This window comes from Pyrinomonadaceae bacterium, from assembly GCA_036277115.1.
Taxonomy (GTDB): Bacteria; Acidobacteriota; Blastocatellia; order Pyrinomonadales; family Pyrinomonadaceae; genus UBA11740.
The window spans coordinates 561,860-574,090 of sequence record DASUNM010000024.1 but is presented as its reverse complement, the minus strand read 5'-3'; the positions used below and the strand labels follow the sequence as shown (position 1 = coordinate 574,090).

General features: G+C 55.4%; 16 protein-coding genes. 6 read left to right on the top strand and 10 right to left on the bottom strand.

The features are described 5' to 3' along the window. Positions 1–115: 115 nt before the first annotated feature. The gene (locus tag VFX97_16010; GenBank protein HEX5704706.1) at positions 116–904 is read left to right on the top strand and encodes a ZIP family metal transporter; all 789 of its coding nucleotides are present in this window, start codon (positions 116–118) and stop codon (positions 902–904) included. 61 nt (positions 905–965) lie between these two features. On the opposite strand, the gene VFX97_16005 is transcribed toward VFX97_16010, so the two are convergent. From VFX97_16005 to VFX97_15965, 9 genes are all read right to left on the bottom strand, one after another. Further along, the gene (locus VFX97_16005) at positions 966–2,462 is read right to left on the bottom strand and encodes a hypothetical protein (protein HEX5704705.1); all 1,497 of its coding nucleotides are present in this window, start codon (positions 2,460–2,462) and stop codon (positions 966–968) included. 18 nt (positions 2,463–2,480) lie between these two features. Further along, the gene (locus VFX97_16000; GenBank protein ID HEX5704704.1) at positions 2,481–3,146 is read right to left on the bottom strand and encodes a TlpA disulfide reductase family protein; all 666 of its coding nucleotides are present in this window, start codon (positions 3,144–3,146) and stop codon (positions 2,481–2,483) included. Between the two features lie 421 nt (positions 3,147–3,567). Then, positions 3,568–4,086 (bottom strand): hypothetical protein, encoded by a 519-nt coding sequence (locus VFX97_15995; protein ID HEX5704703.1) that lies wholly within the window; start codon positions 4,084–4,086, stop codon positions 3,568–3,570. After that, complete coding sequence (locus tag VFX97_15990; protein ID HEX5704702.1) at positions 4,086–4,364, bottom strand: EutN/CcmL family microcompartment protein; 279 nt, start codon at positions 4,362–4,364, stop codon at positions 4,086–4,088. The genes VFX97_15995 and VFX97_15990 overlap by 1 nt, the downstream gene beginning before the upstream one ends. A 78-nt stretch (positions 4,365–4,442) precedes the next feature. Beyond that, positions 4,443–4,718: a EutN/CcmL family microcompartment protein gene (locus VFX97_15985; protein ID HEX5704701.1), complete on the bottom strand. Its 276-nt coding sequence runs from the start codon at positions 4,716–4,718 to the stop codon at positions 4,443–4,445. A gap of 1 nt (position 4,719) precedes the next feature. Next, positions 4,720–4,998, bottom strand: a complete 279-nt coding sequence (locus VFX97_15980; protein ID HEX5704700.1) for a EutN/CcmL family microcompartment protein — start codon at positions 4,996–4,998, stop codon at positions 4,720–4,722. Further along, positions 4,995–5,282 (bottom strand): ethanolamine utilization microcompartment protein EutM, encoded by a 288-nt coding sequence (gene eutM / locus VFX97_15975; protein ID HEX5704699.1) that lies wholly within the window; start codon positions 5,280–5,282, stop codon positions 4,995–4,997. Before eutM ends, VFX97_15980 begins: the two co-directional genes overlap by 4 nt. 98 nt (positions 5,283–5,380) lie before the next feature. Beyond that, a complete protein-coding gene (locus tag VFX97_15970) occupies positions 5,381–6,202 on the bottom strand; it encodes a class II aldolase/adducin family protein (protein ID HEX5704698.1) in 822 nt (273 codons plus the stop codon). 1 nt (position 6,203) lies between these two features. Continuing rightward, the gene (locus VFX97_15965; protein ID HEX5704697.1) at positions 6,204–7,043 is read right to left on the bottom strand and encodes a redox-sensing transcriptional repressor Rex; all 840 of its coding nucleotides are present in this window, start codon (positions 7,041–7,043) and stop codon (positions 6,204–6,206) included. Between VFX97_15965 and ruvA the strand changes: the two genes are divergently transcribed. The 5 genes from ruvA (at position 7,042) to VFX97_15940 (ending at position 11,638) form a co-directional block, all read left to right on the top strand. Further along, on the top strand, positions 7,042–7,668 hold the full coding sequence (gene ruvA / locus VFX97_15960; GenBank protein HEX5704696.1) for a Holliday junction branch migration protein RuvA: 627 nt from the start codon (positions 7,042–7,044) through the stop codon (positions 7,666–7,668). The genes VFX97_15965 and ruvA overlap by 2 nt on opposite strands. 102 nt (positions 7,669–7,770) lie before the next feature. Beyond that, complete coding sequence (ruvB, locus tag VFX97_15955; protein ID HEX5704695.1) at positions 7,771–8,814, top strand: Holliday junction branch migration DNA helicase RuvB; 1,044 nt, start codon at positions 7,771–7,773, stop codon at positions 8,812–8,814. 70 nt (positions 8,815–8,884) lie between these two features. Continuing rightward, positions 8,885–9,826 carry a YihY/virulence factor BrkB family protein gene (locus tag VFX97_15950; GenBank protein ID HEX5704694.1) on the top strand — a complete coding sequence of 314 codons (942 nt, stop codon included), beginning with the start codon at positions 8,885–8,887 and terminating at the stop codon, positions 9,824–9,826. 15 nt (positions 9,827–9,841) lie between these two features. Next, on the top strand, positions 9,842–10,879 hold the full coding sequence (gene queA / locus VFX97_15945; GenBank protein HEX5704693.1) for a tRNA preQ1(34) S-adenosylmethionine ribosyltransferase-isomerase QueA: 1,038 nt from the start codon (positions 9,842–9,844) through the stop codon (positions 10,877–10,879). A gap of 207 nt (positions 10,880–11,086) precedes the next feature. Continuing rightward, entirely contained in the window at positions 11,087–11,638 is a 552-nt protein-coding gene (locus VFX97_15940; GenBank protein HEX5704692.1) for an N-acetyltransferase, read from the top strand. Positions 11,639–11,640: 2 nt separating this feature from the next. Here VFX97_15940 and VFX97_15935 read toward each other — a convergent pair whose 3' ends face one another. Continuing rightward, entirely contained in the window at positions 11,641–12,225 is a 585-nt protein-coding gene (locus VFX97_15935; protein ID HEX5704691.1) for a GTPase domain-containing protein, read from the bottom strand. Between the last annotated feature and the right edge of the window lie 6 nt (positions 12,226–12,231).

Here is a 12,231-nt window from a genome sequence, read left to right as displayed (position 1 = left end):
CACCTCGCTCCACTTCACTCCACCGGCGCATCCTACGCCGGTATGTAAGGCCTGTCAAGAGTTTTTACAGATTTTTTTGTGGTAGTCTGCGGCGAGCTTTTCTTCGCAACGCATAGTGACTGGAATCCTGGGACTGCTGGCCGTTGGGGCCGTCGCCGCGCTGGCCAATCTGGCTGGCGGCCTGCTCATCGCATCATCCGATGTCTATCGTCCGGGGGCGAAGCTTTTAAAGTATCTGGTAGCGCTCGGCGCCGGCTTCATGCTGGCCGCGATCTTCATCGAGATTCTGCCGGAAACTTTTGTGCTCTGGACCGATGGAGCTGGATCAGACACTGCCGAGGGAATCGTCGGCGCGACTACTCTCCTGCTCGGCGGCTATCTTTTGATTCAATTTTTCGAACACACCGTCGCGCCGCATTTTCACTTCGGACCTGAAACGCACCCCGAACATTTAATAAAACCTTCGGCTGCTTATGCGGCCATCGGCGGACTAACTATCCATAGTTTCTTTGACGGCGTTTCGATCGCGGCGGCGTTTCTGGTGAACTTCCGCGTCGGACTCTTAGTGTTCATCGCCATCATGCTACATAAGCTGCCGGAAGGCTTCACCGTCGCATCGATCATGTTGGCGTCAGGGAGATCTTCAAAGAAAGCCGCGGCCGCGGCATTGGCAATCGGTGCGGCGACGTTCGCCGGCGTGGCCGGAGTAGCGTTGATGAGCGAGCGCTTCACCGGCGCGGTGGCTTACGCGCTTCCCTTCTCTGCGGGTGTGACTTTGTACGTGGCGGCTAGTGACTTGATTCCGGAGGTCAATCGTTCGGAAGAAAAGAACCCGATCGTTTCAATCGCAGTGTTTGCGGGAGTTGCGATGTTCTATCTGCTGCACCGGCTGATTCCGCGATAATACTTCACGCAATTAATCATTTGGTAAATACCCGCTTGCGTTGCGCGTTTATTAACCGGGTTTAGAGCTGCAAATACTTGGCTTTTGCATTCAAGCGAATAGTTGTGTTTGTCGATTCTGTCAGAATACTGAGCCAAGTGTTCTTCTTACCTGCTAGCTCTGGGCGAGAGAGGAGCCCGCTCACGTGTAGGAACCAATCAATGCGGCTTTCTTCTTTTATGCTTGAACTCGTTAAATACTGCTGGTACCGCCTGAAAATGTTTTCCTTCAATGGTCCCTCGGGAACGCGGCCCAACAAACCTGCATAGAGAACACACTTTTGATGAAAGACTGCCAACTCTGAACTCTCTTGAGATCCACTCCATGATTCCAACTGAGAGAGATAATCTTGTACCCTTTGCTGCCACGCGGCTGATTGCTTCTCACTGTCTGAAACCGATTCACCTTCAGGACCCCAACTTAGTTCTTTGCTTTTCCGAAGCATTGCTCGAGCTTCGTCGGTTTCCCAATACTTCAGGAATTTTGGCCCGGCTTTCGTTTCCGCTGGTTTCAGTTCGTCACGTGAGAGCTTATTGTCAAAAAGGAAGTTTGCATCACTGATATAGCTCGGCGCGGCTTGTTCATCGAACGCCGCATTGTCGACGCATCGTGCGGCTGTCAGGTTCCCTACCAGGTAAGTCCGGTAGGCCTTTAATAAGTCTTCGCTCTGGTTCTCATGCTGATACTGGACACGCGCCAGTTGCAATATGCCCCGTGAGATAGGTTGACGACTGATTGAATAAGAAAAAGACCGATCGTCACCCGAAATCTTTTTGAGAGCATCACCAAAGGCCCTTACCAGAAAGTAGTGTTCACGAGGGGAAGTTTTGAACCGCAACAGCAATTCGATAACAGGGCCGACCTGTGCCGGTGCAGTAATCGCCCTGACATAGGGAACAATGTATTCTGCTCTCACCCCGGATTCGATCTCGTCCGTGCTAAAACCTCGCTCGGCAACCGCGATCAGGCTTTCGTAAAAGGTAGCTACCTCATAGACCATTGCGTCGCTGCAGTCTAATGGAGCAAGTTTGAGATTCGGGGACATCTGGGACAACAGTTCGCGAGCCCGCTGTTTATCCAGAGGCAACATCGCTCTGACAATACGACTCCTGAGAGATAGTCGATCGATTTCTAAGTCGAAGGCGTACGAGCGATACCCAGAGTCAGTGTCGACTGATACCCCCGGGAAAGGAATGACTTTCCGTCGGACGTCGGCTTGCGCCTTTTCTGAAAAAAGAAAAGCTTCTTCGAGCAACTCTTTTTTCCATTGTCGGTCAGTGACCTTTTCAGACTGTGCGATTCGATATAAGAGGCTGGCAGCAAACTCGGAGGGAATAGTTCGCGCTGCACTTACAAAAGTTTCTATCTCTACTGATCGCGAGGGCGTCGGCTTTTGATCTTTGGATTGTTGGGAAGGCACTTTCGAAAGCACTTTGGTGTTTTCGGCGTAAACGCTGAAAACCAATAGCGCCAGCAAGAGCTGTGACCAAATCTGGATTGTGTGGGCTAACATATTCATGGGAGTCAGAGCGTAAACTTAGCGTTCTATTACTCCGGGCAGTTTAATCTCGAGAAACTCCTCGATCTCCGCTCTCCGCTCCGCTCCATAAGCTCCTCTCCAGATTCTCACAACCCGGCCTTCGGAAATAATTAGGGTTGTTGGCGTTGCGACGAAGTCATAACTCAGGCGGGTAGTGTCAGACGGGCTGTGATAAACGGGAAAATTAATCTCGTTACGGCGGATATATTGATCGAGCTGCTTTCCATCTAGAGAAACTCCGATCAACCGGTAGCGATTTCTAAGCTGCTCATCAAGCGACTTGATGTTTGGCAGGTTTCGCTCACACCAATCGCAATCGGGCGTAAATACGTAAAGCACAGTCGGAAGTTTGGTGTCGGAATAAAGCACCGAATGGCGACTGCCCTGTAAGTCTAAGACTTCAAGCGGCGAGGCCATATCATTTAGACGGACCTTTTTTGGATCTCGAAGCAGCGCGACTGTATGTCTAAGACTGCGGACCGTAAGCGCGAGGCTTACGTTCAAAAAGACAGACAACACCAAAAGCAACGTTAAGAAGGCGGTGTGGGCCCCCCTCGACGTGACTTTGTTAGTAAGCACCTTAAGCCGGTCACGCATGGTAGTTGGGCCGGCATCGGGTGTTTCGGTGCTGCCTGAAGCGAAGTCTTCGACTCGTTGATTCATCTGACACCAACGCTCCGCTGATCCACCGGGTCCTTGATGTCAGTCGCACGAATCCTTACAGTAGTTGGGTTTGTTTTGCGAGCATGGTGCCTGGTTGATGCCAGGGTAACAACACTGCTGGGTGCCGCCCGTCTTAGTTCTTATCGTGCAGTCCTCCCCAAAAGAACAGCATGCAACTGCACCTACGGGAGTAGGTCGTCCCAATTGGATGCCCGAAAAAATCATCGCTCCCAACAACGCAACGTACAGCAAGAGTCTGGCTTTGCTAAACGGTTTCATACCAAGCCCTCCTAAGGTAGTCTGCAGATGCAGGTAATCGGCTGTGTAGGCGCGAGGGTGCCGTACCATACAGCGCCGTACATCGCCTGTCAATATGAAATATTGCGTTTAGCAAATATACTGATCGCGATGGATCTGCGCGCTAAAACCCGCGCGTGTTGCACATCGCGCAGTGGTCGCAAGGCTTGCCGCTTGGATCGACTGAGCACTTCTTCTCTTTCTCAAAGAACTCAACTAATTCAGCGACCGTCGCTTCTTCGATGCCGAAGCGTTCCTGGCTGGGATGATCTACGGCTGGGGGATTTAGGATTGCGGATTGCGGATTGTCCTGACCGAGCATGGCCGACAGTCGACCGAGCCAGGGTGATTGCGTCGCGGGGATAAACTGGAAAAACTCCGATGACTTTTTCGCCGAATCTGGGGAAGGCTGCACAACTGAAGCTGCAGGAGCGACCGACGACTTCGATCGCACCGGCGGTCCGGAAGAAATGAAGTCGATCACGCGGGCTCGTGATGGTTGGGGAGGGTCACTCAGACCGGTTTCCGGCCCGAAAGATCCGTTTTCGTGCTGGTTCCGTTGCGCACTGCCCGCATCGCCTGACGCTACCCGCCGCGCCACCCGCTCAGCAATCAGTCTTACTCGATCGTCTTCTGTGGACATTAATCTTTTAATAAATCGATGTAATCAACCACACCTACAATTGCTGAATCGATCGCGGCGCCGGCTTTCCCCGTCGCAGCCGTTGAAGCACTCCAGCCTTCCTGAACCACCAGGACCGTGTCGCCCACGCCGGCATCGACTGAGTCGAGCGCCAATATTGTATGACCAGTCAGCTCGCCTTCGGGCGTCATCTGTTCGCACATCATCACCCGCGCGTTTTCGTAGCGGTGATTCTTTTGCGTCGCGACGACGTTGCCTAAAACTTTGGCGATGATCATTCTTCAAAAACGTCCATTGTCAGTTGTCAGTTGTCAGTTGCAAAAAAGAACAACTGACGACGGACTACTGACCACTGACTAACCACAACACACATGACTATCCGAATCCACAATCGCGATTATGGTGCAGTCGGTCGGCGTGTCTTCGCGCTTGAACGGAAAGCTCGCTTCCTTTCCGCGACACCAGAAGACCAGCTCGCCCACACCCGCGCCCGCCGCGTCAACCGCAACCATTGGTTTGCCCTGCGGCTTTAAATCTTTGTTGAGGGATTGAACGACCATGAGCTTGCGATTACGCAGCGAGTCGTTCTTGACGGTGGCAACAACGGTTCCAATGACGCGCGCCAGTTGCATTTCAATTCTCGGGAGCCATGATATCGACCGTATCTATCACCCCAACTACGGCGGCATCCACTGGGGCGTCTTTCATGTTCTGCGCCAGCCGCGCGCTGGAACCCGCCACCACCAGCACGCGCTCATGAAATCCTGCGCCGACAGTATCAACGGCGACCACATAGCCGCTTGTGTCCGATCCGTCAAGATTGATGGGCCGAACAATGAGCAGCTTCTTTCCTTCCAGCCGTTCGTCTTTTTGCGACGCCACGACTGTGCCGATAATCCGGGCGATGATCATGCGCGCGCTTGGTTCGTAATCGGCATCGCTTCGTCGACGCTGCCGTGGGGCCGCGGGATCACGTGCACGCTTACGAGTTCGCCCACGCGCCGCGCCGCCGCGGCGCCGGCGTCCGTCGCCGCTTTTACCGCCGCAACGTCACCACGCACGATCGCCGTAACGAAACCCGCGCCGATTTTTTCGTAGCCGACTAAAGTGACATTAGCCGCCTTGACCATCGCGTCGGCCGCTTCAATCATCGCGACCAGGCCCTTGGTTTCCACCATTCCGAGTGCTTCTTGCATTCAGTTTCTCCTGTGAGAATTTAAGACCGTAAATCGTTAATGGTAAATCGCGAATAGGATAACACGGTGTTCTCTATTTACGATTCACGACTGACGATTCAAGATTCGTTCAAACGCGCGGCCTGACTCAAAAGCTCAACCAGCTCTTCGCGCGAAAGCGAAACCCGACCCGCTCCGTTTGATTGCGAGAGGCTATGAGACCGCGCCGCCGGCCGATCGCCTGTGGGACACGTCAGATTCGTTTCGTGCAAATAACCGCAAGCCTGACACCGCGCGCTTTCGCCGAGATATCCTGAAGCCTCACGCACGTTGATTAATTTCTCGATAGCGTCCGGTGAAAGGTTTCGCGAGCCGCCGAGCACGCGCGAAAGGATCGAAATCTTCGCCGTATGTTCCAACGTCTCCAGACGATCCCACGCCTGCCAAAGATCGTTTCCGTACGCGACTGCTCCATGATTCGCCATCAAAAGCGCGTTGTGATGTTTCACTAGGGGCCGCATCGCATCGGACAGCTCATCGGTCGAAGGCGTGCCGTACTCCGCGAGCGGCACACAACCCAGCGTCAGGATCACTTCGGAAAGAATCGGTTGGTCGATCGCCAGTCCGGCTACGGCGAACGCAGTACCATGTGGCGGATGCGCGTGACAGACTGCTTTCACGTCCGGGCGCTCGCGATAAATCAAAAGGTGCATCGCGAGTTCGCTCGAGGCCTTCTGATTATTAAGCGCGCGGCCTTCGAGATCTGTGACTGCAATCAGATCCTCCGTCATCCGGCCTTTGCACGTCATCGTCGGCGTCGCCAGAATCCGTCCATCATCGAGCTGCACACTCACGTTGCCGTCAGACGAGACGACGTAGCTGCGCTCGTACATCAGATGACAGACTTTGATGAGATCGCGTCTGGCGGTTTGCTCGTCCATTCTAGATTTCGTGGGTCTGCCGCTTGTGGGCGCTGTTGGCGTCATTTGTGCGCGCGCTGTTGGTCACGCGGGCGACGCCCGGTTGCGCGAGAAAATACGAGAGCGACTCAAGCGACGTGGTCAGGTCAACCGTCTTGACCTTCACGCCCAGGCGCGACGTCAGGGGCGCTGGAGCAAAATTCAGAATCGCTTTTACCCCGGCCGCCATGATTTGATTCAGCACTTTCTGAGCGGCACGCGCCGGTACGGCGATCACTGCAACGTCAATGCCCTCGTCGCGAACAAATTTGGCGAGGTGCTTCACGTCGTGAACGGCCGTGCCGTCAGAACCAACTTGTTCACCGATTTTGGACGGGTCGTTATCGAATAGCGCGACTACCGAAAAGTTCGACTTGGAAAGTCCGTTGTAATTCGCCAGCGCCGTTCCCAACCGGCCGGCGCCGATGATGCCGACGCGATGCGGTTGATCCAACCCGAGAATCTTCGTCAGATGGAGTCTGAGGTCTTCGATGAAATAGCCGGTGCCGCGGACGCCAAACTCGCCGAAGTAGCCAAGGTCTTTGCGAATCTGTGCTGAATTCAGATTGAACTGCTCGGCGAGGTCCTGCGATGAGACTGTTTTGATTCCTGCAGCGGCCAGCTCGTTCAGGCAACGCAGGTAAACGCTCAGGCGGTTCGTGGTGAGCTCTGAAATCTTTTCTTTCTTCATCACGCGCGTGCCGTCAAAGTATAACGCCGCATCGCCTGCGCGCGAAACTTCCATTTGCGAAGGCAGCGGTGCTTCGTGAATAATCGCGACCGTATTCCCTCTCCGTTTGGGAGAGGGAACCGCGCAGTTCATGATCGCTCATCTTTCAGGAACACTGCTTTCCAAGCAGGCGACCAATGTCATCGTCGATGTCGGCGGTGTCGGCTATGACGTCGCGATCCCGCTTTCCACGTTTTATGACCTGGGCGAAATCGGCGAGCCGGTCCAGCTACGTGTTTACACGCACGTGCGTGAAGACGCGCTTCAGCTGTACGGCTTCAAGACCGCCCGCGAGCGCGAACTGTTCCTGCAACTGATTTCCGTGAACGGTGTCGGCCCGGCCCTGGCCATCAAGCTTCTTTCCGGCATGAACGCCGACGAGATGATCGCGTCGATTCGAACCAACAATTTGGTGCGGCTGGTCGCGATTCCCGGCGTCGGGCGAAAGACCGCGGAACGCCTGGTCGTCGATTTGCGCGACAAGATTGCCGCGCTGTCTTCGCCGGCTCTGGAAGAAGAGTTCGCCGCGAAAGCCGCGGTGGAAGGCGCGCCCACGACGACTGAAGCAATGCGAAATGATGCAATGTCGGCGCTGGCGAACCTTGGGTATCAAAAAGCGGCGATTGAAAAGGCGGTGAAGAACGCCGTCGATGAAGGTGGCGAACTTTCCGTCGAAGTAATTCTGCGGCGCAGCCTGAGATCGCTGGCGAAAGTTTAGTGGCACAGACTTCAGTCTGTGATTCTCCCTGTTGGATCCACAGACTAAAGTCTGTGCCACAGTTGACCGTTACACTTCTCGGATTCACAATTCAGATCGCCCATGCCGAAAGCCACCAGAGCTGAGGAAGCGCTGAGCGCAATTCCGACTGAAGAAGATCGTCAATACGATCTTTCTCTGCGTCCGTCGAAGCTCGCCGAGTACATCGGGCAAACCAAAGCCAAGGAAAATCTGCGCGTCTATATTGCCGCCGCGCGTAAACGTCGTGAAGCGCTCGACCACGTTTTGCTCACCGGTCCGCCGGGGCTGGGCAAAACCACCCTGGCGCACATCATCGCCAACGAAATGGGGGCGCAGCTTCGCTCTTCGTCAGGTCCCGCAATGGAAAAGGCTGGAGACGTCGCGGCGTTGCTGACCACGCTTCAGGAAGGCGACGTGCTTTTCATCGACGAGATTCATCGGCTGATGCCGGTGATCGAAGAAAAACTCTACCCGGCGATGGAAGACTTTCAGTTTGATTTCATCATCGGTCAGGGTGTTGGCGCGCGCTCAATCAAGCTCGACATACCAAAGTTCACGCTCGTCGGCGCGACCACGCGCGCCGGGCTAATCAGTGCGCCCATGCGCGCGCGGTTTGGTATCAATTTTCATCTCGATTTTTATTCCCACGAAAATCTCGAAACGATCTGCAAGCGTTCGGCCAGCATCCTGAACGTCGAACTTGACGATAGCGGCGCCCAGGAGATCGCCAAGCGCGCGCGCGGGACACCGCGCATCGTGAACCGCTTGTTGCGGCGCGTGCGCGATTATGCGGAAGTCGATTACGACGGACGCATTACCCACGAAGTCGCGAACGACGCCCTCAATCGCATGGAAGTTGATACGTACGGTCTCGACGAAATGGACCGTAAGCTGCTGACGACAATCATCGAAAAGTTCGAAGGCGGGCCGGTCGGCGTCGGCACTTTGTCAGCCGCGATTCATGAAGAGAAAGACACGATTGAAGAAATTATCGAACCGTACTTGATTCAAATTGGCTTCCTGAATCGCACCCCCCGCGGCCGGATGGCGACACAACTTGCCTATCAACATTTTGGCGCCCGCGCGACGGGCCAGCTGCGCCCCACGTTGTTTGATTCCCCCTGAATCTATAGTTTAGAGACGGGCGACCGCTCGTCCTCACATTTGGCGGGCAGTAGCCCGCCGCTAAACGTAGATGGCTATTTCCAACTCAACCTCAGATCGTTTGAAGAGAATCTCTCGTCAATCGTTCGGCGTGCGTAATCGCTCGCCGTGGCGTCGCATACTCTCGCACGCCGTTCATCAATTTCATGAAAACGATTTGTTCACCTCGGCCGCGGCGATGAGCTACTTCGGATTGATGACGCTGTTCCCGGCGCTGCTTTTGTTGCTGGCACTCGGCAACCGGGTGGCCGCGGGCACGCAAATGGTTTCGCGCGTCGTCCAGGTTTATCCCGGCTCGAGTAAGTTTCTCCAAGAGACGATCACATCCCTGTCCGGCATCAGCACGGGCGCCATCATCACCTGTGCGGTTGTCGCGCTGTGGGCCGGATCGTGGGTGTTCGCGGTGGTCGAGCGCGCGCTGAATCGCGTCTGGGGCACCACCCATCGCACATTTCTTCACGGGCGAGCGACGACCCTGGGAATGATTGGATTTGTCGGTCTGCTCTTATCGCTGTCGGTGCTTACGACATCGGTGCTCGTCTATTTTCGGGAAGTAGCGGGCCGTGTTTCCCCTCGTCAACTCGAAAACTACCCGGTGCTTTCGACCGCCGGCAGCGTGTTTTGGCAGATTGTGTTCGCAGTGGTTAGCTTGCTGGTTACTTTCATGCTTTTCGCCATCGTGTACAAATTCATGCCGAACGCGTACGTCAGCGTGCGCGACACGATTCCCGGTGCAATGATTGGCGCGATGCTGTGGGAAGCTTCGAAGTATGGCTTCGCGTGGAGCCTGAATTACTTTCACTACGATCAGATTTACGGTTCGGTCGGGGCGGTCGTTGCTGTGCTTACCTGGAGCTACGTTTCCAGCCTGGTCCTGCTGTTCGGCGCCCAGCTCACCGGCGTATTTCATCGCGAGCACATCGACCATTCAATCGCACCGAACGCGCCCGTGCCGTCCGCATCGTATTCCTGAATCACTGCCGGTCCCGTGCAGATATCTGACTTCGATTACGAACTACCGGAAGAGTTAGTTGCTCAGCATCCGCTGCTGGAACGCGACGCCTCGCGCATGCTCGTGGTGGATCGGGAGCACCAAACACAGACTGATGAGCAGTTCGCTTCCCTGCCGAAGTATCTGCGCGCCGGCGACTGTCTGGTCCTGAACAATACAAAAGTGTTTCCTGCACGGCTGATGGGCGAGCGAGTGCCGAGCGGTGGCACTACCGAAGTCCTCCTGTTGCGTGAAGTTGAACCTAACCTTTGGCAAGTTCTCGCGCGGCCGGCTCGCCGGTTGCGCATCGGAGCTCGAATCAGTTTTGGTAACGGACGGCTGCAAGCGACGGTGACCGCCGCAAACGAAGATGGCACACGCCTCATTCAGTTTGAGCCGCGTGATGACTTCCTGAACTTGATAGCTGAAGTCGGACAGCCGCCGCTGCCGCCGTACATCAGACGCGAAGGTGCAGTTGACGCGGAAGATCGCGAGCGCTATCAAACGGTCTATGCCCGCGAATCAGGCGCCATCGCCGCGCCAACGGCCGGACTGCACTTCACGCCGAAGGTTCTCGATGAAATAAAGAATGCCGGGGTTTCGATCGCTGAAATCACACTTCACGTGGGCTACGGCACTTTCGAGCCGGTGCGCGTCGAAGAAGTCTCAGAACACCGCGTGCTTCCGGAAATGTTTTCAATCACGGCTGAGGCCGCTGAAATCATCAACCGGGCGCGTGCCTCCGGCGGACGCATCATCGCGGTGGGGACAACCACCACGCGGGCACTCGAGTCGGCAGTTTCGGTTGACGGAGAAATCACTCCGGGCTCGAGCACCGCAGACCTCACGATTACGCCTGGCTATGAATTCAGAATGGTTGATGCCCTCGTGACGAACTTTCATTTGCCCCGGTCGTCTTTGCTTCTGCTCGTGAGCGCTTTCGCCGGCCGGGAGCCAGCGCTCGCGGCATATCGCCACGCGGTCAGCGAGCGCTACCGTTTCTACAGCTATGGCGACTGTATGCTGATTATCTAGCGGGGACGCGTTGCGGTACGCACGACTCGGAGTGCTGCTCATTTTATCCGCCCCGAGCACGCCAGAGGCGTGCGTACCAAAGGCGCCAAACCGCAAAGAAACGCAACGTAAGACACTCCTCCTCTTGCCATCGCGTGACTGGACTTACGCGGGCAGGTATAATCCCCGCCACCGATTCAGCGCCCAGCAGAGTGCATATTCGGGTTTATGGCTGTCTTAAAGAAATTCAGACCCAAGTGGTGGTCGAGCAATCGAGAGCGAACGGCGGTTACCGTTCCCACGCTCGCGCTCGTGCCGCCCACGAACGCCCATTACGACTTGCGTCCGCTGACGATGGGCCAAATCGACGAATGTTGGCAGTTGGATCAGCGCTGCTTTCTTGATGGCGAAGCCTACAGCCGCGACACTTTTGAATACCTGCTCGGGTCACCCGAATCCGTTTCCTATCGTGTTGTAACGCAAAACAGCTCCATGGCCGGTTTCGTCATTGGCCTGCTTGAGCCTGACCACACGGGTCATATCACGACGATTGGGATCGCCCCGGAACATCGCCGCCGGCGGTTGGCAAGCTGCTTAATGGATCGCGTCGAAGATGGATTTCGGCGCCGTAATGCGAGAATCGCACGTCTGGAAGTCAGGGCGACGAACGTGTCCGCACAGAAGCTTTACCTCAGCCTCGGTTACAGCGTTACGCAACGACTGCCGAAATACTATTCAAATGGCGGAGATGGCTTGTTGATGGTGAAGCCGCTCGGCTGAATCTAGCTCTTCCGCAATTCCGTTAGAACCTGTTTCGCTACAGCCTTCAAAGTGTCGAAGACACCGACGCCGGATGAAGCGACCGCTTCAACGACCGGCTCGCCCTTCTTTTGCAGTTCCGCAGTGAGATCTTCCGCGGGAATGATGTGGGGCAGGTCGCGTTTGTTTAGCTGCAGTACGTACGGAACTTTCATCAGATCGAAGCCGTGCACTCTGAGGTTCTCTTCGAGGTTGTACAGCGATTCTATGTTCGCGTCCATCCGCTCTTCCTGCGAGTCAGCGACGAACACCACGCCATCGACACCTTTCAGAATTAGTTTGCGAGAAGCTTCGTAGAAAACCTGGCCGGGGACTGTGTAGAGGTGAAAGCGCGTCTTGAATCCGCGCACGGTGCCGAGCTCCAGGGGCATGAAGTCAAAGAACAGAGTGCGGTCAGTTTCAGTCGCGAGGCTGATTAGCTTGCCTCTGGCCTGCGGCGCAGTCGCGTCGTAAATGTGCTGGAGATTTGTGGTCTTCCCGCACAAGCCGGGACCGTAGTAGACGATTTTGCAGTTTATCTCGCGCGAAGCGTAGTTAATGAAAGTCATGGCTTG